27 protein-coding genes are annotated in these 22806 nt (G+C 32.9%); 4 read left to right on the top strand and 23 right to left on the bottom strand.

The genetic code is table 11. The features are described from left to right. Positions 1-3 precede the first annotated feature (3 nt). Genes D1B32_RS09370 through D1B32_RS09385 form a run of 4 tightly spaced genes read right to left on the bottom strand, consistent with a single transcriptional unit; the run spans position 4 to position 3611 of the window. Positions 4-861: an RnfABCDGE type electron transport complex subunit D gene (locus tag D1B32_RS09370; protein WP_118889179.1), complete on the bottom strand. Its 858-nt coding sequence runs from the start codon at positions 859-861 to the stop codon at positions 4-6. A gap of 10 nt (positions 862-871) precedes the next feature. Further along, on the bottom strand, positions 872-2023 hold the full coding sequence (locus D1B32_RS09375; RefSeq protein ID WP_118889180.1) for a beta-ketoacyl-[acyl-carrier-protein] synthase family protein: 1152 nt from the start codon (positions 2021-2023) through the stop codon (positions 872-874). 15 nt (positions 2024-2038) lie between these two features. Continuing rightward, on the bottom strand, positions 2039-2962 hold the full coding sequence (locus D1B32_RS09380) for a tetratricopeptide repeat protein (RefSeq protein WP_095312330.1): 924 nt from the start codon (positions 2960-2962) through the stop codon (positions 2039-2041). Further along, complete coding sequence (locus D1B32_RS09385; RefSeq protein ID WP_095312327.1) at positions 2955-3611, bottom strand: helix-turn-helix transcriptional regulator; 657 nt, start codon at positions 3609-3611, stop codon at positions 2955-2957. Before D1B32_RS09385 ends, D1B32_RS09380 begins: the two co-directional genes overlap by 8 nt. A 252-nt stretch (positions 3612-3863) precedes the next feature. Between D1B32_RS09385 and D1B32_RS09390 the strand changes: the two genes are divergently transcribed. Together D1B32_RS09390 and D1B32_RS24590 are read left to right on the top strand one after the other, a co-directional pair. Beyond that, entirely contained in the window at positions 3864-4424 is a 561-nt protein-coding gene (locus D1B32_RS09390; protein ID WP_095312324.1) for a YqaJ viral recombinase family protein, read from the top strand. A gap of 278 nt (positions 4425-4702) precedes the next feature. Further along, entirely contained in the window at positions 4703-4891 is a 189-nt protein-coding gene (locus D1B32_RS24590; RefSeq protein ID WP_095312322.1) for a hypothetical protein, read from the top strand. 206 nt (positions 4892-5097) lie between these two features. Here D1B32_RS24590 and D1B32_RS09400 read toward each other — a convergent pair whose 3' ends face one another. From D1B32_RS09400 to D1B32_RS09410, 3 genes are read right to left on the bottom strand one after another with little or no spacing between them, the layout of a single operon-like run. Then, positions 5098-5454, bottom strand: a complete 357-nt coding sequence (locus tag D1B32_RS09400; protein ID WP_095312319.1) for a cupin domain-containing protein — start codon at positions 5452-5454, stop codon at positions 5098-5100. A 16-nt stretch (positions 5455-5470) separates the two neighbouring features. Continuing rightward, positions 5471-6793, bottom strand: coding sequence for an aminotransferase family protein (locus tag D1B32_RS09405; RefSeq protein WP_095312316.1), 1323 nt, complete (start codon positions 6791-6793; stop codon positions 5471-5473). Between the two features lie 12 nt (positions 6794-6805). After that, positions 6806-7690, bottom strand: a complete 885-nt coding sequence (locus D1B32_RS09410) for a glycosyltransferase family A protein (RefSeq protein WP_095312313.1) — start codon at positions 7688-7690, stop codon at positions 6806-6808. 180 nt (positions 7691-7870) lie between these two features. Between D1B32_RS09410 and D1B32_RS09415 the strand changes: the two genes are divergently transcribed. Then, complete coding sequence (locus tag D1B32_RS09415; protein WP_118889181.1) at positions 7871-8725, top strand: PDZ domain-containing protein; 855 nt, start codon at positions 7871-7873, stop codon at positions 8723-8725. Between the two features lie 40 nt (positions 8726-8765). Here the strand turns inward: D1B32_RS09415 and D1B32_RS09420 are convergent, their stop codons facing one another. The 16 genes from D1B32_RS09420 to D1B32_RS09495 all read right to left on the bottom strand — a co-directional run bounded on the left by D1B32_RS09420 (position 8766) and on the right by D1B32_RS09495 (position 22446). Then, the gene (locus D1B32_RS09420) at positions 8766-9134 is read right to left on the bottom strand and encodes a VOC family protein (protein WP_118889182.1); all 369 of its coding nucleotides are present in this window, start codon (positions 9132-9134) and stop codon (positions 8766-8768) included. 224 nt (positions 9135-9358) lie between these two features. Continuing rightward, positions 9359-9670 (bottom strand): hypothetical protein, encoded by a 312-nt coding sequence (locus D1B32_RS09425; RefSeq protein WP_095312304.1) that lies wholly within the window; start codon positions 9668-9670, stop codon positions 9359-9361. Between the two features lie 56 nt (positions 9671-9726). Further along, positions 9727-10221, bottom strand: coding sequence for a flavin reductase family protein (locus tag D1B32_RS09430; RefSeq protein WP_095312301.1), 495 nt, complete (start codon positions 10219-10221; stop codon positions 9727-9729). A 732-nt stretch (positions 10222-10953) separates the two neighbouring features. Further along, a complete protein-coding gene (locus D1B32_RS09435) occupies positions 10954-11946 on the bottom strand; it encodes a hypothetical protein (protein ID WP_118889183.1) in 993 nt (330 codons plus the stop codon). After that, positions 11939-12493 (bottom strand): beta-sandwich domain-containing protein, encoded by a 555-nt coding sequence (locus D1B32_RS09440; RefSeq protein WP_118889184.1) that lies wholly within the window; start codon positions 12491-12493, stop codon positions 11939-11941. The genes D1B32_RS09435 and D1B32_RS09440 overlap by 8 nt, the downstream gene beginning before the upstream one ends. A 49-nt stretch (positions 12494-12542) precedes the next feature. Further along, positions 12543-12899, bottom strand: coding sequence for a VOC family protein (locus D1B32_RS09445; RefSeq protein WP_095312293.1), 357 nt, complete (start codon positions 12897-12899; stop codon positions 12543-12545). 4 nt (positions 12900-12903) lie between these two features. Then, a complete protein-coding gene (locus D1B32_RS09450; protein WP_118889185.1) occupies positions 12904-14541 on the bottom strand; it encodes a carbamoyltransferase family protein in 1638 nt (545 codons plus the stop codon). A 9-nt stretch (positions 14542-14550) separates the two neighbouring features. Beyond that, positions 14551-15696: an acyl-CoA dehydrogenase family protein gene (locus tag D1B32_RS09455; RefSeq protein WP_118889186.1), complete on the bottom strand. Its 1146-nt coding sequence runs from the start codon at positions 15694-15696 to the stop codon at positions 14551-14553. Positions 15697-15709: 13 nt separating this feature from the next. Beyond that, positions 15710-16543 carry a phytanoyl-CoA dioxygenase family protein gene (locus tag D1B32_RS09460; protein WP_118889187.1) on the bottom strand — a complete coding sequence of 278 codons (834 nt, stop codon included), beginning with the start codon at positions 16541-16543 and terminating at the stop codon, positions 15710-15712. Positions 16544-16555: 12 nt separating this feature from the next. Next, on the bottom strand, positions 16556-16789 hold the full coding sequence (locus D1B32_RS09465) for a phosphopantetheine-binding protein (RefSeq protein WP_118889188.1): 234 nt from the start codon (positions 16787-16789) through the stop codon (positions 16556-16558). Continuing rightward, a complete protein-coding gene (locus D1B32_RS09470; RefSeq protein ID WP_118889189.1) occupies positions 16786-17931 on the bottom strand; it encodes a glycosyltransferase in 1146 nt (381 codons plus the stop codon). The genes D1B32_RS09465 and D1B32_RS09470 overlap by 4 nt, the downstream gene beginning before the upstream one ends. Before the next feature lie 34 nt (positions 17932-17965). Beyond that, positions 17966-19027 (bottom strand): aminopeptidase, encoded by a 1062-nt coding sequence (locus D1B32_RS09475; RefSeq protein ID WP_118889190.1) that lies wholly within the window; start codon positions 19025-19027, stop codon positions 17966-17968. Positions 19028-19029: 2 nt separating this feature from the next. Next, positions 19030-20007: a hypothetical protein gene (locus D1B32_RS09480; RefSeq protein WP_118889191.1), complete on the bottom strand. Its 978-nt coding sequence runs from the start codon at positions 20005-20007 to the stop codon at positions 19030-19032. After that, positions 19997-20212, bottom strand: a complete 216-nt coding sequence (locus D1B32_RS09485; protein WP_158586230.1) for a phosphopantetheine-binding protein — start codon at positions 20210-20212, stop codon at positions 19997-19999. Before D1B32_RS09485 ends, D1B32_RS09480 begins: the two co-directional genes overlap by 11 nt. A gap of 73 nt (positions 20213-20285) precedes the next feature. Then, positions 20286-21338: a hypothetical protein gene (locus D1B32_RS09490; RefSeq protein ID WP_118889192.1), complete on the bottom strand. Its 1053-nt coding sequence runs from the start codon at positions 21336-21338 to the stop codon at positions 20286-20288. Beyond that, the gene (locus tag D1B32_RS09495; RefSeq protein WP_118889193.1) at positions 21331-22446 is read right to left on the bottom strand and encodes an aminoacyl--tRNA ligase-related protein; all 1116 of its coding nucleotides are present in this window, start codon (positions 22444-22446) and stop codon (positions 21331-21333) included. The genes D1B32_RS09490 and D1B32_RS09495 overlap by 8 nt, the downstream gene beginning before the upstream one ends. A gap of 167 nt (positions 22447-22613) precedes the next feature. Here D1B32_RS09495 and D1B32_RS23715 point away from each other — a divergent pair, with 167 nt between their 5' ends. Further along, positions 22614-22784: a hypothetical protein gene (locus D1B32_RS23715; RefSeq protein WP_158586231.1), complete on the top strand. Its 171-nt coding sequence runs from the start codon at positions 22614-22616 to the stop codon at positions 22782-22784. Positions 22785-22806: the final 22 nt, after the last annotated feature.

Raw genomic sequence — 22806 nt, forward strand, 5'->3', positions numbered from 1 at the left:
ACTCTATCCCTCCACTTTATTTTTTTCCTTGAAAACTACTGAGCTAATTTTACGTTTTGCCCATATACGATACGGAACAGTGAATAAAAGGCTTGTAATAAATAAGGCATAGAATTGGGCGTGAGGAATACGACTGATACGTAAAATCGCATCTATTAAGGCTACGATCAATGCAAAGTAAATTCTAGACTTCCTTGTAGTTGGAGTTGACTTCGGATCAGTTATCATAAAGAAAGCAAAAAGTTGTAGACCTGCACCTAGAAGTGGACCTAGTGCTGCATAAAGAGGTGCACCAAATAGATAATGTCGGACAAAAGCAAAAACAGTAAAACCACCTAAAAAGGCTAAAACTACGTCAAGTCTATTTGCCATGTACGTTGCAAAGAAACCTAATAATATTATTATGGCCATAACTAGATAGCCATTTGACCATTGTTTTGGTGTACTTACAGCATATTCATACAGAAAAAATAATACTAGAACTACGGCGATATTGTTTGGATTGAAAATATGTCCTTTTTCAAATTTAACTATAAACTTTAGCAATATTGATAGAAAAGATGTCAAAACATAAACCCACAGAAGGTAAGAGCTAACCAATAACGATACACCCATGCCTGTGATGATTGGACTAATAGAGAATTTCCACTTTTTATATAACAGTCTGGTTAAAAGTACTTCCGTAGTTATAGCAGTTAATAATGAAACAAATACTGCATCCCATTTTTGATAAAAGCCTAAATAAAATTGCCCTGCCATTACAAAAGAAGCTAAAAAAAGTAATACAAAATAACGGGGATCTACTTTATAGTCCTGCCATCCGGTTATCACTTTAAATTTATGGTCATTTAAATTAAACATAATTTCCTCCTTAATTGAGTCTTCCAATAATAATAGATGAATTTATGCCGCCAAATGCATATGCATTGGACATAATAAACTTATAATCGAAGTGTTGGGGAATGTCCTTTATTACCTCAACTTTAATATTGGGATCAAGGTTTTCGATGTTAGCTGTTGGAGGTACTAGCTTCTCCTCCAACACTCTAATACAGATAGCAGCTTCTATGACACTTGCCGCTCCAAGCGTATGCCCAATGTTCCCTTTAATTGAACTTGTCTTAATATACTCACCAAAGAAATCATATAGTGCTTTTCCTTCCATTAAGTCGTTAGCAGGTGTACCTGTACCGTGTGCATTTACATATCCTATGTCAGATATAGTTAGATTTGCATTTTTTAAAGCACTTTCCATTGCTAATACTGCTCCTATCGCATTTGGGTCCGGTTGAGTTATATGGTGCGCATCACAGTTAAATCCATATCCTAGGATTGTTCCTTTTGCCGAACCTTTCCTTTTCAATAGATGCTCAAGTGTCTCTAGTATAAGCACACCGGCCCCCTCTCCCAGGATTAGACCTTTTCTATTTTTATCAAATGGTCTACAAATATCAGGTGACATTGCTCTTAAACTACTAAATCCCGTAAAGGCTACCCACGACATTGCATCTACGCCAGCAGCAATCATTACATCTGCATTACCTTTCTCAAGCTCATCTACAGCTCTTGCTATAGAAAAATTTCCCGCTGCACATGCATTCGTCAATGTCCACGAGGGACCTGATATGTTATAATGCTTTTTTATATTTTCGGATAAAATATGCGGTCCATATTTATTTATTGCGCCACTATTATTAGTTATGCCACTTAATTCTCCCATTGTCGTACCGATACATACTCCGCATTTTTCTATTTGATTGATTTCGACCTTTGCATCAGATAAGGCATCGTCAATAGTTGTAATTAACATACTTGAGGCCCTTCCTAGCTTTACAACATTTCTATCACAAAATAGTGATATATCCGTTACTTCACATGCATTTCGATTCTTATGCTCATTTATTGGAAAACTAGACACCGGCTTCGCACCATTTTTTTGATTTAATAATCCATCCCAGGTATCATTAATATTTGCCCCTATGGATGTCATTACAGCTATACCGGATACTACAATAGGACTCATAATGCCCCCTCCTTTCTATTCCCAAATTACATTTAAATTTGTAATGGAGGCATCAGGTCTTTGGAATATATCAATACCTCTTACCTCTGTAACCAATTTAACAGCTTCCTTATCTGATAGATTTGACCGATCTTTTAATCCTTCATTATTAGGATACTTGTGTTCTCCTTTTTCCCAAACTTGTTTTCCTTTTTCAATATCCCCATCTTTTACATAGGCATCTCCCAAGGTAATAAAACAATCTGGCCAAAACTCAAAATATTGATCTCCAAATTTCTCCTCTGCGGACACACAAAAAGTTAGGTCATCTATCGCTTTTGAGGTCCTCTGCAATCCAGACGGCCAATATAAATTATTTAAACCTCTTGCATACCTAGCGAGTAAATCATAGGGATTTTCCTCTAGCATTTCATCTAATATAGTGATTGATTGAACAGACTTCTGTCCCAGATTGGCTGTTCCCAAATCGGGAGATTGTAAATAATCCACATAAGCTAGTGCATTATTAAGTTTCACTTCATATGTTTCTGTAAGAGTCTGTGTGAATTCTAGAAATAAATCAGTTTTTTTCATTTCCAGATAGAGTATTCTTAATTCATTTATATAAACTAAATTTGTCGGATCAAGCTTCACAATCTCTTTCAGGTATGAAATAGCGTCCTGTTTATTTCCTTCCTTTGCTAAATTTCGAGATAACGAATAAGCTTCTTCAAGGTTATCTATATTTATATTTTCTAATGATATAATTTGTTGAGGTTCTGTTAAATTCTGTACCAGTCCTGTTTCTTTTTCAAAATTTAAATTCAGATTATTTAGAGAAACGTTCTGATCTAACTTCGGAATATCATAACTCTTATAAAAATCGTATAATTTCATTCCAGCTCCAAATGCAATGAAAAAAACTAAAAATAAAAAACCAAACAAAATCTTCTTATCCATGTAATCGAGCCTCCGAATTCATATATTCTGATTTATAGATTGAAGGATTTACTCCAACTATTCTCTTAAAAATACGTGCAAAATGAGTTAAATCGCTATATCCAATAGAAAAACAAACGTCCGTAACACTATTTCCTTTTTGAAGTAATAACTTAGCTTTTTGGATTCTTTTGTCTATTACATATTCTTTAAATCCTTTCCCGACGTATTTTTGAAATATTCTGGAATAATAGCATTTACTCACATATGCCTTTGATGCCACTTTTTCAAGGGACAATTCATTATCACAGTAATTTTCATCTAAGTAATGCAACGATTGTAGAAAGTGAGGATTTTCACTCGATCGTTTTACACACGTTCGAAGAGATTCTAAAAACGAATTAAGTAACATGGTATTTAATTGACTTAAACCGTTTAGTATCATTATTGTTCTTTCTGCCTTCAATTCAGACATCTGCCAATGGGAAGGAAATGAATCAAGGTTGGTTAGAAGTATGTAGACAGAATAATCCTCCTTCCTGATTAATCGTTTCACCTCATTAAAGCTACTTACTATAATTAAAGTAACCTCTTTTGACAGTCCCTCAATAAAATATTCAATCTTTGCATTTTGAGTGGTATCTGAGTAAAACAAGATAGCTGGTTTCATACGTAATCTTCCCCCTAGGCTAATTTAATATAATGTTATCAACATGTTTGTGTGTTTGTTCTTGATTAATTGCTACCATTTCTGCTTATATTGACAAAATTATAATTTTTTCTATTAGTATGTATTATAAAAATACAATTAACGCAGAATAATGTCGTCTAATCGAAAAAAGCTGAAAATCTAGAAATAAAACCTTAGTTCCTACTCTAATTGTTATCTATCTTAAAGATAGTAGAGTTTAAGGAGGATAAGATGGACTATAAAATATTAGTTTGGAAGCATAATTTAAGTGAAGATGAAGTTTTTAAATGGAGAAATAAAGGTATTGGTGGATCAGACATTAACGCTCTTTTTGGAACAGATAAAAGTATTCAAACACTTCATAAAGAGAAAAGTGGGGAAAAGATAAGAAAGTCAAATGGAATATTTCGATTTCATATGAGAGTAAAAGACTTTATTGCTGAGGAATTTAAAATAAAAACTGGCATGGAGGTTCGGCGAAAAAATGCCATACTACAACATAAAGAATATCCTTTTCTAATTGCGAATGTTGATCGTTTAATTGTGGATTATGATGCTGGATTACTTTGTAAAGCTACTTCAAATAAAGACTTCATATCCAATAAGAAACTACTCGAACCTCTTAAGCTAAGGTGCCAGCATTATATGGCGGTTACAGGCGCTAATAGATGGTGGGTAGGATTATTAGTAGGCGGCGTTCACTTTCACTATTTTTATGTAGATCGAAATGAGGAAACTATTAAACAGATTATTAATAAAAGTGAGGTGTTTTGGAATAGAATAGAGAAATAAAAAAGTGGAGATAAGCCACTTAAGCTGTGTGAATTTATGCTTAAACCATAAAACAACGGTCGGCTTGATCCCCTCATCTTATTCAAACTGAATGTTCATCGGTTAATTCTATGGCATTCGTTCCAAACTGCACTGGAACGGGAAATCCAGATAAACTTGGCTTATCGCTGATTTCGTGGATTAAGGATTTCTAATCCTGTTCCACACCATTCCACCATCAACTGGAACCAGTGGAATCGTTTTAAGAATCGGAGATATTCCAGGAAATCTTTGATGAAATGGTTCTTCCATCTGTCAACCAACGAATGGTTGGCGGCAGGGTTCTTTTTACGGATTCCACCCATTTAAAAGCGAATCAAGTAAGCATAAATTCACTCGAAAGCGTAGAAATAGAAATGTGGGATTATATTGAAGAACTGGATCAAGCTATTGCCGATGATTATGAGAAATGTGGAAAAAGCCTATAAAAGAAATTGGTGCAGTGAAAGAAACGAAAAAGATTTGAGTCAGTACGGTTCATGTCAAGCCGCCTGTCAAAACATAAAAAAGGACTGCGACACACTTAGCAAGGATCAACTAAGTATGCAGGAGCCTGTTTTCAATAAAATATAAAAAAGCTTGTAGAGAAATTAGGGTACATTCTCTACAAGCTAATTGGAGATACTCCACTTTTTTATTTTTCAGCTATTTTGGTCACTTTAAATTTGCTCATGTTATAGTCAATGTAAATAAAGAATACACAGCCCTTATCACTGTATACATCGTGTGCTTCATCACCAATAGCAGTTAGAAAGTCACCTTTTCTCATAATGTCATCATTTAATTGAACTTCACCCTCCACAAGAAATGCTACTTCTCTTCTTGGATGGTCATGAAATGGAATACTTGCCCCCGGATAAAGTCGCACAAGAAAAGCATACCTTCCTGTTTCTTCATCTTCCCAAAGATAGGCCATCTCAGTATTTTCATACATACCTTCTTCCCAGACCATATCTTCTTTATGAATAATTGTATGGTTTAATAAATTCATCACTGTCATCCTCCCTTTATTTAAAAACATTTTTAAATGCTTTTGTAACGTTATCGATAACAAAATCAGCATCTAATAAACTTGTGTTTAATGGTGGATACAAGAGCAAAATGCTGTTAAAATAGTTACCTAAAATACCTTGAGTCTTTAACTTCTTAGATAAGATTTCACCATCTTTAAAATTAATAGGTTCTCTGGTCTGTTTATCTGCTAATTCAATAGAAATCATCATCCCTAATCCTCTTATTTCAGCTACATTAGGTATATCCTGCAGACTTATTTTTAACCTTGTTTTAATATACTGCCCTATATCTCTTGCATTTTTTAAAAGGTTATCTTCCTCAATTATTGAAATTAGCTCAAGTGCTGCTGCACAACCGACTGGATGGCCACATTGAGTTGCACCGTGGAGAAATATTCCTCCTTCTTTTAAAAGGACATTCTCTATCTTCTCTGTCATAAATGTCACACCCATTGGGAAATAACCACCAGTAAGTCCTTTTGATATAGTCAGTAAATCTGGTTCTATACCATAATACTGTGAAGCTGTCCAATATCCGGTCCTGCCAAGTCCAGTTGTTACCTCGTCAGCAATAAGTAAAATATTATTAGCCTTGGCTATTTTCTCTACTTCTTTTAAATATCGTTTATTTGCTGGAATGATACCATTCACACCTTGAACAGGTTCCACTAAGATTGCTGCAGTCTTTTCCGGTCCAACTTTTTCAATTGTATTTATTAATTGCTGTAAACAAAAGTCCACAATTTCATCTTCCGTACCGTCAATTGGTGGTCTAAGCATATTAGGAAACGGTGCACTAAAACAACCTGGAATCTGCACACCAAACGCTTCTTTAATGCCCATGTTCGTAACAGAACCTGATGCAATTGTTGTTCCATGGTAGTTTCCATCTAAGCTAATAAAACAGCTCTTTTCCTTTTGGTTCAATTCATTGAAATATTGCCTTGTAAGCTTTATGGCAGTCTCTACGGCTCCACTTCCGTCATTCGTATAAAAAGCAAGAGAAAATTGATTATCTGTTAATTCAATTAACTTTTTTGTCAATGGTTGAAGCAACTCGTGCATCTGACCACAAGTGGAACTAAAACTCAATTTATGAAACTGATTGGTCATCGCATTAATAATTCGAGGATTACCCAGCCCCACTGACGGTACAGCAGTTGTTGCATAGAAATAGTTTTTTCCTTCCTTATCAAAAACCCAACTTCCCATACCTTCTTTTATATAGGTAAACTCTTTACTAATATCTTCTTCCGTTTTATGCTTCAGATTTGGCATAAAACTAAAAGGATGAAGCACACTATACGATTCACTCACTTATTACACTCCTCAAAAATTAGTAATCTTTACATACTCGTCAGGTAAATTTCGTTTATTCTCATTACCTTCAGATAACTGGTTAAACTCGTTTAAACTCATTTCTCCATTCATAAACTTTTTTATATTTTTTATTTCAGAGAATGGATGTTTTTTATAAAAAATCCTATGGCTTTCACCCATATCATTCTTATAACTGTATCGAGAATGTGAAATATGAATGTTAGTAGCCTTAGCATTATAAGCAAAAGGTGTTCTAAGTTTATATGCACGGTAACCTAATTCAAAATGTTCAAATCCCCAATGACGAAAGTCCGGGTCAAATCCTTTTAATTTTTTAAATAAATCTAATCGAATTGACATATTTCCACTAAACGTAGCTAGCCAAGGGACATTTGAAATAGATTCCCCTTTTTCGTCAAATAGCTTATATACTAGTTTGCTATACTGAGGGGTTCGCAAACCCTTTAATGTGAAATAGCTATTAAAAATTTTTGTCATATTATTCCAAGGATCAGAAAGATAAAGATCTTTTATATTACCTATAACTATGGAATCTTCCTCGCTCTTCTCATGAGAAAATAAGTGATTCTGTAAAAATCCCGGAACAGGTATCCTATCGGCATCACAAAATGTAATAATGTCACTATCTTTAAGTTTTCTTACCCCTTCATTCCTAGAAATAGACCTTCCGCTTTTTATAATTCGAATATATGTTATATCAAGCTTAGTACGAAACAAGTTGCATATGGTCTCTATATCTTCAGTTGATCCATCATCGACCACAACTATCTTAAAGTGCTCTAAAGAAATATTCTGGTTCATAAAGCCGTGTAAGGTACACAATAATGGTAATGCTTGATTATAGACAGGTATTACTACACCAATATTTTTCATATTCAGCTCCTCATTTTCATCTTAAACCATTTTAAATTGGATCATGTTTTAAAAGGAATCTAATAGTCTTATTATAGAAACTTCCGGGAGAATTGACTCGTACTTTTTTGCTAAATAAATCAATAAATACCGAGTATTTTATCCTTGTAAACGATTAAATGGGATAAAGGAGGTTTTACCATGGACAAAGATAAATTTTCCACAGTAAATACAATTTATATTGAGGGGGAAATAGAGGATATCTGGTGGTACTTTTCTACTCTCGAAGGTTGGAATAGTTTCTTGACCGATGTTGCAACACACAGTGAAAATAAGCCAGTTATTGAACTTGGGGATGAACTTGACTTTATTATAGGAGAGTTAAGCAACAAAACGATATGTATTGTTCGAAGAGAGCTCGATGAAATAGTATTTTGGGATAGATATAAGGGACTTCTCCCAGATGGAACAACAAAAATATATGAACTCCACACTGCCTTCTCCTTAACCCAAGTAAATGACAGGTTAGTGAAAATAATCGTAACGGTTGATGGTTATGATAGTAGTGAGATCATGCAATGGATTAGAGAATGCGGAGAAATGGGTTGGAGACAAACTCTATTTAATTTAAAGTGCATTATCGAACTTGGATTAGATCTACGAAATGATATATTTAATTATCCGAGAATAGGAGTAATAAATTACACTGCAACAAAAGAACAATTAGAAAAATCATGTTCTAAATTTAATGGGAATTACCTTTTAAAGGTATATCCTAATAGTCCAGCCGATGAAGCCGGTTTACTTAAGGGAGATATTGTCACACATATCAACGATGAACCTGTTGAAACTTATTACACATTTGTTAAAACATTGTCGAGTTACTTTAATCAGAGTAATAATGTCACTCTTACATTTGTTAGATCAGGACAGGTTATTAATACAGAAATTCAATTAACATACGATGATCAGTTTACTGGAATGATTAACCCAAAAGAGACCCCGTTAGAATTAGTTGAAAAAATCCGTATAGAAAAAAGCCAAATTAAAAAGTAAACTTATAGGGAGTACATATAATTAGTACCCCCTGTGAATATTACTCATGTTTATAATGCTGTTGGCATATCATAACCATATTTTCATCCATATCTTTAAAGTTAAAAAACGATACCATCTCATCTCTTTCAATTTCTCGAATAATTTCCCCACCATTTTTAACAACTAATTGATATGCTTTATCGATATCGTCGGTATGCAGCATGAAAGAAGGACGGACATGTGAGGAGTTATTGCGATTATCATCTAAAAGAACTCCTCGTCCTCCATCTATATTAAACCAATGTACAGGTCCTTGAATATCCTCTTCAGCAAGAGGTAGTTCTAAGATTTTTGCATACCATTTCGCAGACTTATTTAAATCCTTTACATGAATCAATACATCTCCTAAACGATTAATTGTGTTCATTCCAAAACCACTCCTTCAGTTTTTAATAATTCCCCTCTCTTACTATAACGATATTTCTTTCAGAAACCTTTCAAAGGAATTAATTTTTTTTGAAAATTATTTGTCTTATCACCACCTTTTAATAATTCGTTATCTAACTTAAGTCAGACAAAGGGCATACTAAATAAGGCCTTTCTGCATTAACCATAGTGGTTGCAGAAAGGCCTTATTTAGTCATATTATTTCTATTCAAAATCACTTAATTTATGTCCAGCTTCCTTCATTGCTTGCTCTTCCCATGTAATCCCTCTCTGACGTTTAACATAACGCGTTTCATCCTCAATACCATTTAATCTAATAAAGTTATCTACTTCATACTCCATTTGGACTAACACATCATACGGATCTTTATGCCAATTTTTAAGGTATCCAATAGTAATCAATTCATACGTTCTATCGGTGGAGTAAATTTCAAGTCCACCTGATGAGGGAGTATATTCAAACTTTAAATTGTTAATATAACAGGTCCAGGCTAAATATTTAAACAGTTCCTTCATAAATTCCCCACCTCGTTATCAATAGATAAATGAATATTAGGTTTTTAAGTAATGTTTTATAAATAAAATTCGTTTGGTATTTGTCCGAAATTTCTTTTAATGTACAACATTGGTTCTTGATTTGAATGATCAACCGCAAATACTTCTCCAATTAAAATAAGATGATCTCCTGCCTCTATTTTATTAAACGTTCTGCATTGTAATACGCTGCATGTATTAGCGATTATTGGCAATGAATTTTCAGATAAAGACCAATTACAATTAGCAAATCGATCCTTGTTTTTACTGGAGAATAATTTACATAAATCCGTCTGCTCGCCAGTTAGTATATGAATTGCAAACTTATCTGCCTTTGCAAATTCATTAAAAGTAGACACTTTATGGTCAATTGACCATAATACCAACAATGGATCTAATGATACCGAGGCAAAGGAATTAGCTGTGAGACCGATCGGTTGATCATCCTTATCTAAAGCAGTAACAATTGTTACTCCTGTTGGATAATTCCTCATTACCTCTTTAAAAACCTTAACCTTATCAATTTCTTTCATTTGATTCAACTCCTTTACATTCTTCTCTAAACTGTAATGAAGCGAAATTACTCTTTTCTCACAATTTAATATTTCAAGAAAAAGTCCTTTACAGCTTTGTATAATCTAATAATTATGTATTAATAATAAAAGAAATAGAATTCATATACTCGTCTATACTTGCTTTCTTCATCATATAAAGCACGCAGACATTTCTTAGTTTATTAAGTCTGGATAATAGGAAGCGAAGCATCGAAATACCTAAATTAGGTATTCCAATGCTTCTGTTACACTTAAACAGGCGTTTTAGCTGCTGGCATAATGACACCTCCCTTACAATTATCATCATTATAGAAGGATATTCACCATTTTACGCGTGGTAGATTGCTCATAATGAGCATTTATTTATAAACCTACCGTTTCATAATTATGAGTTAAGATAAAAGAAATATATCTCATATACACTTCTAAAGTTATTTCCTTTATCATAAGAGAAAAACATTTTGTCCATGATTGCATTTTCTCGTATCTTGAATAAGTCAGGATATAAAGAAGCAACCAAATACCTAAATTAGGTACTCGGGTGCTTCCATGCATCAAACGCTTATACTCTCATTTTAGCTGCTGGCATAATGACACCTCCCTTACGATTGTCATCATTATAAAAGGATATTCACCAATTTACTCTTGGAAAATTGCACATAATAGGGGTTCGTATAAAAACCTTCCATTTCATGCACTTTTAAATCCCTATTATTCATTTAAATTCCGTTCTAAATCTACTATTAAGGTGCTTAATCTGACTAGATTATCATGTTCACATTGAATTATTTTATTAAATTTCTTTTCAATTCTTTCATACATTTGGGTTAATTTGTTTGTGTGCAGACCTTTTAATAACATATTGCTTAATGAAGACCAACTATGAGAGGCAGTTATCAAAAAAGAGGTGTCATGACTTGGAATGTGTTTCTCAAGTAATCTATAAAAATTTAGACGTGAATTAGAAAAGTCTTTAAGACTGTTAAACCAGTGACCTATTTCATCTTCAAATTGCTCGTACTCTTTATTATCACCATCTCTAATTGTTAATAGTAGTCTATCTTTTAACGGCGGTAAGCCCTGTATTCCAAAGTATCCTTTTAAATCTTTATTTTTTATTGTCCGAATCCCAAGCATCGCGTTATAATTTTCAGCAACGATTAAAAGAATTTCTTTTTGTGTCAACCCTTTAAAATTCGCTTTAGCTTTAATAAAATATAGTTGAAGAATGGCATTATTAAAATTAGCTTGATAAGATTCCATCGCTTTAACTAAGTTTTCTCTTGTTATCTTCCCTTCAAAATGATAATAATGGTCAAAAATCTTATATGCTTCTCCTTCTTTTTCATACACTTCTATAAAATGATCTAAGTTAAGATTTTTATAGGAAACAGTATAGTCTAATTCAAATGCATCTACTGTTAGTGCAACTGGACCATGCGATACAAGAAGTTTATCTACGCTTTCTATGCATTTGTCTAATAAAGCATAGTCTTGGGAATAAAAATTAATATCATTTTTAAACTGAGAGTGTATTGTTTTATATTTGGGATCCAGCAAAAAATTAATACCATCCTTAATATCAAAGTATAGCCCGCATTGATACCATATTTCTTCCTTAGGGATTCCTTGTTGTATTGCTAATGATGTTATAACTGTTTGAAAACAGTTCAATGAATGATCTTTTATCAAGCTACTACTCATTTATCTTCACCTCAATTGTCATACAAAAAATATGCATAGAAGGGTTATCCTCAAATAACAAATTATTTGCCTGTATTGGCTTATCAAAATCGATAGATGTATACCAAATAATTGGAGAAAAATTATCATTTATTCCATTTTGTGTATGGGTATAAGGAAACTTAATCACAATTTCTTCATCAAATTGTGGAAATGGTTGAATAAAATCAGAGAAACAAATAGACTTACTGGCAAGAGGTTTGAAATCGTTATAAATATGTACCTCTTCACAAAAGGAACCATTGTTTGAAGTACCCAAAACATGGATTTTTTGGATGTCCCATGTTTCCCCAAAATATATCCTCTGTCCAGTCATTTCCACATTGTCACCTGAATTATTCTGCGAGAATTTAAATGGAATACCTTTATAGATAATATTTTTATTAAAATTAATTAATTTTTGAGGCAAAGATGAAAAGCTTAAACTAAGCTCTCCTTTCTCTAAATCATCTTCGTTTGTAAAACCTTTGTTATTAAACCAATAGTGCAGGTTTATTATTTTATACACAATAAAATGCTCCCCTATTTAATTTTAAAGTTTGCCAACTGTAAACATTTTAGCTACAAACCATCAGTATATTTCCTTCTAAATCTTCAAACAAGAACCCAGAAACAGAACCAGCATTGCTAAAATCGTATACCTTTACTCCCTTATCTTTTAATTTCCGATGAGACGCTTCAATATCTAAACTATAAAAGGTAAATACCGGGTGTTTTGGGCGCACTTTTTCAGTTGATCTCCAAGTTAAGAGTGTAAGGTTTACACCCTCCATATGGAGTTCCACAAATCCTTTTGGTAAATCTTTCTTTCTAACAGAGAATCCCAAAGTTTTTTCGTACCAATTACTTGCTTTTTCAAGATTATCGAAATGTATAAATGTACAACATATGTTATTTTCAAATAATAATCCCATATGCTCAGTCCCTTCTCTCTCTCTTTTTAATAATAAATTTGCCAATTACTAAGTAATCTAAATTTAGCTCTAAAAAACTTTTAATTGCCTCTGCTGGAGTTTCAATAATAGGCTGACCGTTAGTGTTAAAAGATGTATTTAGTAAGACTGGTATTTGGGTAATGGAGTAGAAGCTATTTAAAAGATTGTAAAACTTTGGATGTATTGACTTTGTTACTGTTTGTACTCGTGCGGTCTTATCAACATGGGAGACCGCAGGTAATTGATTTACCTTTTCTTTTTTAATTGGAAATACATTTAACATAAAAGGAGAATGCACGTTGCTAGCAAAGTATTGATCTTGATATTCAGCCATTACAGCGGGAGCAAAGGGTCTAAATACCTCTCTTTTTTTAATCAGCAGATTAAGTTTGTATCTATTCTTTATTTGCCTCGGGTCGGCCAAAATGCTTCGATTACCAAGAGCTCGTGGTCCAATTTCTGATCTCCCTTGAAACCAGCCTACGATATTTCCTTCTGATAGTTTCCTTGAAGTTATTTGATCGATATCTTCCGTATAATTAACACTGATTTGATCCTGAAATAATTTTATGGCATGTTGAATGTCATCTTTCGAATACTCTTTTCCAAGAAAGGGAGAAAAAGGGGTTTTAGCAGGTTCCCATATATTTCCTAACTTTGAATAATATAAGTAAAGTGCACTGCCAATTGAACAACCTGAATCGCTTGAAACAGGGAAAATATATATATTCTCAAATGGGGTTTCATTCAAAAGTCTTGTGTTCGCCACACTATTTAATGCTACACCGCCTGAAAAGCATAGATTTGGAGATCTAGTTTGCTCATATAACCGACAAGCTAGCTTAATTAATATTTCTTCTGTATGATACTGTACAGCAAAAGCAAAGTCGGCTTTCGTCTGTAAAGGTTGATCAGTAGTGGCCAATTCCTCTTTAATAAAGTTCTTTAATCGATTTAAATCACTTCTGGACTGCAAAAAATATCCTTTATCAAGATGATAGAATTTGTAAAATAATTTTACGTATTTTTCACATCCATAGGATGATAGCCCCATTGTTTTTCCATCTTGAAGGAAATGAAAACCAATCCCTTCCGTAACAGCTCGGTAAAAACCACCTATCGAGTTATGAGGATGGAATTCAAAACTCTCATTGGTGTCTGTTGTTCCGTAAGTTGAAGATAATTTATGAATTTTATTTTCTTTCCCAGTGTATAATGTTATCGTTTCATATTTATTATTATTTTCTCCAAAGTAACTTCCATTCCCATCTACGACAAGTATAGCGGCATCCTTAAAGGGAGAAGTAAAATAAGCGCTACTTGCGTGCGTTAGATGATGATTGAAGAATATTGTTTTGTCGTGAAATTTTGCAGTATAACGCGGGTCTATAATATCGTTTGACGTAATAATATCAATCTCATTTATGTGATAACCAGACGATTGAAGACAATAGTTAGCTGCTTTGTTCCTGGCACGTTTAATATTTGATGTATCCCGTGTAAATAATGAGTGTTTTATTCTATTCAGCCGCTCCTCTTCAATAGCTGAAATAATTTTTCCATTCTCAATGATACATGCAGAAAAGCTATGCCCTGAACCTCCTAGTCCTAAAATTTTCACTTAATTCACCTACCAACGGTTTTTCAATGTTATGATACCAAAAAAGTCTTTTGCAACAAGTTCATACAGAACATCGTGTTGTGGAGGATGATAAAGTCCAGCCACAACATCCTTATAGAGTTCGGATAAATAATTGCTCTTTGAAAGAGATTTTATCCCTACTACTTTTAAACCAATGTCGACAATCTCTTTCGCTGACTTGGTCGTATACTCCTTAGTGACTAAACTGATTTTCTTTATTTCCTTTTTTGTATTATAGTCAGTTGGGGATTCAAAAAATTTCTTAAGGGCATCACAGTAATGAATTATTTGGGAGTAGCTAGTTTCTAGGAAGATAATCATTTGAGCGACACTATATTGCGCTCCAGGTAAGAAAGACAGTGGCTTATTCATGTGGGGAATTTTTTGGTTCGTTGCTTGCTCCCTTACATACGCTAAAGCCCCCTCAGCCATTCCATAATACACTCCGCAAATACTTAATCGAAATAAATAACCAAACAGATCTGTTTCCTCAGCCGAATTTTTAGGCAGTATAACTATATCGTTGTTTGAAACAAAAACATTATCAAGTACGATACTATTGCTTTGTGTATACTCCATTGCAATAGAATCCCAATTATTGATAACTTGGATTCCTAAGTCATTTTTGGACACAATAGCAACAAATATCCCAAGGTCTTTCCCATTGTATTTTTCAATTCTACAATAAACAGGCAGATAATTGACAGAGGGCTCCATCGATACAAAGGGTTTTACGCCTGTTAAGATATATCCTCCATCCACTGCCTTAGCTATAATATTAAAATCATTCTCCTTAAAGGTATAAGGTGATACAAAATAAATCCCTGGTTCATTTAAGGAGGCTAATAAGTAGCCCTCTTCTTTTACAGCATTAATATACTTTACTGCTAGCTTGTATTTATTCTTAATTAAATTTAAACCCCATAACGTGTATAAGTGCATTGCAAAGCACAATGCTGTATTATGGCATATAGTTGAAAGCTTACTAATGAAAAAAAAGTAATCTTTTGGAGTTAGATCATTTTTTAAAGTTAATAGATGATAATTTTCATTGATTAAATAATCTAACTTTCCCTTTATATCATTTTTACTATATTTGTTTAATTGCTGTTCAATATCATGAAAAAATTCCATTTAAGGACCCCATTTAATATATCTTTTCTCCTTTATTGACTTCACCAGCGGGTAATAGTAAATCTCGGATAAGTCCGTGATCTTTATTAACTTTTTTCTTAACGATGTTTCCCTTTCTATCATATAAATTATTAAAGTTCGAAAATACTTTCTCTACATCACTTGTTGTAAAATGAATAGCAAATGACCTTCGAAATTTGTTTAAAGTATTATTCCCATTAGAACCATGAATTGTATTGCCATCAAATACGACCACATCACCTGGCTGTGTTTCTATATGAACAATTTGCATATCTTCAGGTAGATTAGGATTATCCTCATTGATGGCAGTTGTTAACACACCATAAGGGTGTGCGGAAGATAGATTAATAGAAAAAAGCCCAAATTTATGCGATTTTGGAATAAAACATAGACTACCGTTATCTTTATTTGTTTCCTCAAGACTGATCCATAAAGCCACATTGTTCGAAGGTATACACCCGTTATCTATGTTATCTTGATGGAATGGCAATGCCTTGGTTTGTGGCCCTTTAAAAAAACATGTAGTTCCGATAACTAAGGGTTCTTCTCCTAACAGCTCTTTTGCTATTTCGAAGTTTCTATTATCTATCATGAACTTTTTCATCGTGTCATTTTGATTCTGCACTTCATGCATGGTTGGAAATAAACTCTCCATTGGCAGCTTTGCATCAACTATGATTTCATCATTTAAAAATTTTTCTAACCATAATTTCTTAAATACCTGTTTGATTTTGGTCATTTCTTCAGATTTATATACATTTCTAATAATGAAGTAACCTTCGTTTTTAAAAAAATCCAAATCTTCTTTTGATAAGAATGCAACCAAGGGACTCCCTCCTTATTTGGTTGATACTAATTTTGAAATATAATCATAAGCATCACCAAGCGTTTTTATATCGTCCAGATTTAAATTATCATCAAGTATATCGATGTTGTACTCTACTTCATATTCAATCAGAAGCTCAATTACATGCGTTGAATCCATTCCAAGTTCTTTAAACGAGCTTTCAAGTTCTAACTTATCACTTTCTACTATTTCTTTCGCAACTTCTATAAATTCCTCTTTATTCATGTGTCTCCTCCTAAAAAATTTCGAATGATTTCTACGGTATGCTTTGTAGGATTGTAAGAAAGTACTGTTTTTTGTAGATTTCTAGATGTGTTCATAGATTTAGCTATACAATACATTTTATTGAGCAAATTTTTTTTATTTAGTTGACTTGGTAAGATCGTTTCCGATATTCCAAGTTGATTACATAAATCTGCCCAAATTTCATGATCATCACCTAGTGGTATAATAATCATAGGTTTCCCGTATTTGATTACATTTTGCAGCGTACCACATCCACCATGGGTTACAACATAATTAACTTGTGGCAACAAGTAATCATGTATTGGTACATCTTTTATCCAATAAATGTTTGAAGGTAGTTCTTTCCCCCACCAACTTCTTTGGTCGGAAATGATAACCTCATATGAATTGTCATTTCCATATGCATCAATAACTAATTCTATATAACGGTTCATTACTTCTCGATATTCAATTCTTGGGATCGAAGATGTACAAACTAGTATTTTAGTTTTGGAAGGACTCAAACCAAATTGATACTTACCTTTATTATTTTGCTCCACTTGATTGTTCAGATTTCCAACGAGTAACGTGTTTTTAGGTAACTGTATTTTATTATTTAGTAGTTCTGGGTATACAAACACTAGATGTTTATAAGGGGAAATCCCTGCTAGATCTCCTCTTGAACGAACAGACCCTTTTGACAGATTCGGAAGATGAATAATTGAACGCAGATGATTTAAATTTTTTTCGTAGTTAACTTGAAATCGTTTATTCACTATAGGATTACCTGGAATCAAATCAAACGGAAAAGGAACGGTAGTTTGAAAACTTATCCATGGTATTTTGTACCTTTCAGCAATGTATGCTGGTGGTGGCTGAGTGGAATCGCAAAAGAATAAATCATAATAATGCGGATTAATTTTTGCTAATATCTCATTATAAAATTCGTCTAAAAATAGATTAGGAATTTTATCCCAACCGACTTTCACAAATTTTATCCCTGTTCCTCTTACATAATTCTCATTTTGTTCGTGACCCAAAAGAGTAACATTATATCCTTGCTCTTGTAAGGCAAGCCCTATATTTAATGCTGGTAAAAAGTGACCTAATAACCGTTGACTACTTATTAACACCTTAACCATTTAAAGTCCCACCTAATTTTACATTTTCATCTCGTTACTTTATAAATACTCCATCTTTCATAATTAACGAATTATCAAAATAGATTTCTCCACCTCCATCCCTCTCTAATAATGAAAGTACTAAATCCATATGAACTGTAGAATCATTGTAGTTATAAGCACTTTTATAAGACTGCCCTAATGCAAGGTGGATACTTCCTAACATCTTTTCATCGTATGCAGAAGTAGTAAAAGGCTTTATGATATAAGGATTTAACCCTATGCCAAATTCACCGAAGTAGTTTGCTCCATGATCAGAATCTAATATTTCCTTGAATCGTTTATTATTACTAGTATTAAAGTAAGTCAGTTCACCATTTGTATACTCTAATGTTACAAAGTCAAAATTTACTCCAAAGGAGTTAAAAGGAACATTAAAATTAATATAGCCATGTACGGTCGATAAATTGGGAGCTGTAAAGACCTCGCCACCAGGCAAATTATGTTTGCCATCACAATAATCAGAATCAATACCCTGTATTGAAAATTTCAAGTTGGTGTTTGGTGCAATAATTTTTACTTCGTTCGTGTTTTCTAAAAGTTTCATTATGTCAACCGCTCTTTTATAAAATCTTTTATAATCAAACTTGATAATCGAATCTTCAAATACACGATTTACCTCTTTGCTTGACTGTTTACTTAGTTGTGATAAAGCAATAGATGGCGCATGTATAAGTATCCATTTATTTGTTTGTTGTGCATATTTCATAATCGGTTCGTAAAAATACTTATAATACGATTGATGGTTTTTATTATCGATTTCATTCATCTCAAAAGTATTTATATCATGGGTAACACCAATAAAAGCATCCATTTCATGAAGCATTTTCAATTCATGTTTAAGTAGATTTCTAAAGAATGAGGAATTTCCATAGTTGATGAGTGATTTTAACTCACTAATTTTTATTTGCTTCACATAAGCATAGGCCCCAATTATAGTTAACCGCTTTATCAAACTATCTACTAATGGAGACTCCCCAGTGGATAATATATATATTTTTTCTCTTTTATTTATATTTAAGGAATTGTATAGAACGACTTGTGCAACATCATCCATCTTTATGCTCCAACTACGTCTTTAAGAGCTGTGAAAAATTTTCTTTCATTTTCCAAAGTCTGCTCTAAGAAATCTACTAATTTTTGCTTGTAATCTTTATCTGGTTGTCTTTTCCATTTCATAAGAACACCCATAATTAGCGACCAACATTTACACAAATAGAATAGCTCCTCTACCCATGATGGATCCAAAAACCTTTGGGGGATCACTTTTTTATTTACTGCAAGTAACCATAATTCTCTTAATCGCCTATAATAATGTACATCAAACTCTAAGGTTTCTAATATAGAAACCAACTGAGAAGATGGTGTGTCTTTAATTCTACAAATATAATCTTTTAACTGATTCAATCCATTTAAATTGATCATATTAGTGACTGATTCTTTTACAATGTACAAAAAATCATTCTCCCATTCCAGGTTCTCGTTCTGACTTAAATGAATCTCACCTAGACCATGGTATTGGTCTTTCTTCCAATTATTTAAAAAGTCTGTCCAGGGAATTCTACCTCGTTGCCCTTCGAAATACTTAGGATCACCTGCCTCATCTATAATAGTTATCCCCTTTTCATCCGCATCAACGATTAGAGACCAGTGTACAATATCATACCTTTGGTAGTAACCTGAATATTCCGTGTTATATGATTTATAGAATAGCAGACAATATCCATGGTAATTAATATGCTGTATTATCAACTTTTTTACTTGTTCAGGTGAAATAGCATTAATTGTTTGAATAACATATCCCATGTTTAATGTAGGATCAGACCGCCGTAATTGAAGATCATGGTGAGAACAGTCGAAAGGATTTAAAAAAACCTTTATTAGTTCTGTTTCCCCTTTCCAGTTTAAAACCTCTTTTATACATAGCTGTTTACAATCTAAGGTGCGATTACAAAAACCGTCTTTATCGGGAAATCTCCAATCTACAACTCTAGGTACTGAAATAAAATCATAAAAACTTTTTTTATTATTTATCATTTAGATTTCTCTCCACTAGCTCGACAATCGTTGAGAACGATTTAAAGTTATCTAAAATGATCTCTTCATCATCAATCTCTATATCAAATTCATCTTCTATTTCAACTACAAGTCGAATAAAAGTCATGGAGTCTATCCCTAATTCATGTAAATTATCTTCTTTTGTAAAGGCAACATTGTGAAGAACGTTTTTTAAACACTTCATAACTATCTCTTCATTGTGAGTCATTATAATATCTATCCTTCCATAAAGAATTGGTTTATTAAATAAATAAAATCTATTTTTTCGCTAATAGAACCTCGTTTATCTTGCTTTGTACCAGCCAATTTTTAAATAACGCATGAATTCTTTTTTCTATTTCATATACTTTGTAATATCCTTGGCAAAGTGCTTCAATAATTTGTTTTTGACTTTGTTGTTGATACTTAAGTGATAACCTCCGGAGGTTAGTTAATTCTCTTTTTGAATCATCATATAAATTTAATATTTTTATAATATCTCCACAATCGCTTCTGTTTTCGTGTAATAGCTGTTGAGCAGTCGCTATATTAAGCTTTTTGTGTTGTAAGAGTTTGTATTGAATAATATTCCATAATCCATACTCTTTCGGAGATAAACGATACTGAGACGTCATTATTTCTCTAAAATAATTGAAAAGGTAAAGATAAACGTAATGCCCATTTGCAAAAGAACCCTTTTTTAAAACGTTGTCATCAAATTGTGTAGAACGGTCTAAAGCAAAGAATAGCTTAGTTCTATCTACTACTTTGTCTGGGTAATAATTGATATGGAGGGAAACAGCAGGAAATCCATAAAAAGTGAACCATTTCTCTTTATATAAATGATGTTCAATCGTATTCTCTACTAAAGTATCTAATTCCGAGAATGGGATTTCAAACTCTCCAAATGTTTTGCCATTTACATCAAATCCCATTCCACTGAAGATTTTTTTCTTATCATCGTAGCCATAAATAATTGCTTCATGAATGATATCTTCTTTCATAAAATATTTAGAGCTAGGAACTAATCTCCAGTTTAAAAAAACTAATATATATTTCTCTTCCTCTAAGTTAGATATAAAAGATTCTATCCAAGATTTTTTCTTTTGTATTAACTCCTCAGATAATATTTCGGAATAAATGTCTAGATGCTCTTCCATCCGTACCATAGGGAATTGATCAGGATTCTCGTTTTGAACCTTTAAATTGATAAAATGGCTACGTATCCATGAATGAAATTGCTTATGTGCAAATAAGATACTTAATCTACAATTGTGATAACATTCAGTTGATAAACCTGGATTATTAATAATTGGAAGCTTTTTAACCATTTTTGATCAACTCTTGCAGACACTCTGGCCACTGCTGCTGATTTGTTCCATACGTATACACAATTGCCTGTACCCATCGTTCAACACCAAACGCAGTACATCCTGAGTAAGCCAGCTCTCCTTTGTTAGTACTAATGTTAAAAGATTCCGTTATTACATGGTCGCATAAATTAAATGAAGCCACCGAATAACTTATTTCTTTGTTTGGAGAAAAAATCAACTCATATTTTCTCTCGCCGGCTCTTTGGTAAGCTATTTTATTTCTATCTTCTTTCATAAAAAAGGGATCATTCGCTGTTTCAACTTTTCCTTTAAGGCCCAATTGATCAAATAGTTTTATTACTTCCTCTAGCAAATGGTCTCTAGTTTCAGTCACTTTCTCTTTACAGCCTAAGTAAATAATTTCATACATATTAAAATCTCTTGATCGATAAGGAGATATTTGATGGTTGTTCTCATGCCGAAAACATTGACCAAAACTGGAAACTACTTCAAGTTCATCTGAAAGTGATTGGTCCTCTCTATCGTTATAAGCGAAGTAACATAGGCAGGGTCTTAGATAATAGTCAGATGATTGAAATAGATCACCAGTATCTAGATTATATTCTGAGTAAAGGCGGTATTTCTCTAAATTTTCCTTTTGATGCTTTATCTCAAATACTCTATATGTGTTTTGCGGAAAATGGAATGCATAATTGGTTTTTTTCATGAGTTTTTCAGACATAATACTTGGGTATTTGGTATACGTCGCATTATATTTTTGAGCCAATAGGTCGAACTGTTTTCTTATTCCCTCAAATAGAAGCGCTATATCTCCTTTATAACTAATACCTTCCTCTTCTTTTACAGGGTGGATAAAGTCCCCATAAACCTTTAAGTTTTTGTTATTTTCATCAATCACTTTTTTACGGATCTGCCGGTCTTTTTCCATAATTAATCTATTTAAGTTCTCATGAAAACTCTTTTCTTGGTCGCCTTCATATGTCACGATTAATTGTCTATCCGTTTGCGTCACATTTGTTACATCTATTGATAAAAGATAAATGCGATTAATTAGCTCTGGGATGTCTTTTGTTTTGATACTCGAAGTAGAGTAACAATATTCCATTTCTATCACCCTTTCTCTAGTTTTTACTATTTTAAATGAAATGGTTATAAAAAACTCGCCTAAAAAATACTGAGATTATTGGAATCCTGTAAAAAAGAACGATTAAAGCCGAGCCGATGGATTTATTAGTCCTCCATAATGAATAAAAAGATATTGGAGGTTATCGTATGTTGCAGTTAGAACAATTTAACTATCAAATTATAAGAGTAGAAGATATAGAAAGGGCCATTCGGAGGTACACTAAAAATTCAAATCACAAGCTAGTTCTTTATAATCCCAAGCAGAGTGCAATATTAACTATTAATGGTTTGGATTTTCTAAAACTTGAATTAATTTAAGAAAGTAACTAGTTAACAATCT

The organism is Oceanobacillus profundus, assembly GCF_003515705.1.
GTDB lineage: Bacteria > Bacillota > Bacilli > Bacillales > Amphibacillaceae > Oceanobacillus > Oceanobacillus profundus.

Bases quoted from the DNA above. Each gene is read 5' to 3' on its own strand.
- D1B32_RS09390 (WP_095312324.1), top strand. From the start codon at position 3,864: ATGGACTATAAAATATTAGTTTGGAAGCATAATTTAAGTGAAGATGAA.
- D1B32_RS09485 (WP_158586230.1), bottom strand. From the start codon at position 20,212: ATGAAGTGTTTAAAAAACGTTCTTCACAATGTTGCCTTTACAAAAGAA.
- D1B32_RS09425 (WP_095312304.1), bottom strand. From the start codon at position 9,670: ATGAAGGAACTGTTTAAATATTTAGCCTGGACCTGTTATATTAACAAT.
- D1B32_RS09435 (WP_118889183.1), bottom strand. From the start codon at position 11,946: ATGAGTAGTAGCTTGATAAAAGATCATTCATTGAACTGTTTTCAAACA.
- D1B32_RS09455 (WP_118889186.1), bottom strand. From the start codon at position 15,696: ATGGAATTTTTTCATGATATTGAACAGCAATTAAACAAATATAGTAAA.
- D1B32_RS09375 (WP_118889180.1), bottom strand. From the start codon at position 2,023: ATGAGTCCTATTGTAGTATCCGGTATAGCTGTAATGACATCCATAGGG.
- D1B32_RS23715 (WP_158586231.1), top strand. From the start codon at position 22,614: ATGTTGCAGTTAGAACAATTTAACTATCAAATTATAAGAGTAGAAGAT.
- D1B32_RS09475 (WP_118889190.1), bottom strand. From the start codon at position 19,027: ATGGATGATGTTGCACAAGTCGTTCTATACAATTCCTTAAATATAAAT.
- D1B32_RS09420 (WP_118889182.1), bottom strand. From the start codon at position 9,134: ATGAACACAATTAATCGTTTAGGAGATGTATTGATTCATGTAAAGGAT.
- D1B32_RS09415 (WP_118889181.1), top strand. From the start codon at position 7,871: ATGGACAAAGATAAATTTTCCACAGTAAATACAATTTATATTGAGGGG.
- D1B32_RS09490 (WP_118889192.1), bottom strand. From the start codon at position 21,338: ATGGTTAAAAAGCTTCCAATTATTAATAATCCAGGTTTATCAACTGAA.
- D1B32_RS09480 (WP_118889191.1), bottom strand. From the start codon at position 20,007: ATGATAAATAATAAAAAAAGTTTTTATGATTTTATTTCAGTACCTAGA.
- D1B32_RS24590 (WP_095312322.1), top strand. From the start codon at position 4,703: ATGGTTCTTCCATCTGTCAACCAACGAATGGTTGGCGGCAGGGTTCTT.
- D1B32_RS09470 (WP_118889189.1), bottom strand. From the start codon at position 17,931: ATGGTTAAGGTGTTAATAAGTAGTCAACGGTTATTAGGTCACTTTTTA.
- D1B32_RS09400 (WP_095312319.1), bottom strand. From the start codon at position 5,454: ATGAATTTATTAAACCATACAATTATTCATAAAGAAGATATGGTCTGG.
- D1B32_RS09385 (WP_095312327.1), bottom strand. From the start codon at position 3,611: ATGAAACCAGCTATCTTGTTTTACTCAGATACCACTCAAAATGCAAAG.
- D1B32_RS09380 (WP_095312330.1), bottom strand. From the start codon at position 2,962: ATGGATAAGAAGATTTTGTTTGGTTTTTTATTTTTAGTTTTTTTCATT.
- D1B32_RS09445 (WP_095312293.1), bottom strand. From the start codon at position 12,899: ATGGGATTATTATTTGAAAATAACATATGTTGTACATTTATACATTTC.
- D1B32_RS09465 (WP_118889188.1), bottom strand. From the start codon at position 16,789: ATGAATAAAGAGGAATTTATAGAAGTTGCGAAAGAAATAGTAGAAAGT.
- D1B32_RS09370 (WP_118889179.1), bottom strand. From the start codon at position 861: ATGTTTAATTTAAATGACCATAAATTTAAAGTGATAACCGGATGGCAG.
- D1B32_RS09430 (WP_095312301.1), bottom strand. From the start codon at position 10,221: ATGAAAGAAATTGATAAGGTTAAGGTTTTTAAAGAGGTAATGAGGAAT.
- D1B32_RS09410 (WP_095312313.1), bottom strand. From the start codon at position 7,690: ATGAAAAATATTGGTGTAGTAATACCTGTCTATAATCAAGCATTACCA.
- D1B32_RS09495 (WP_118889193.1), bottom strand. From the start codon at position 22,446: ATGGAATATTGTTACTCTACTTCGAGTATCAAAACAAAAGACATCCCA.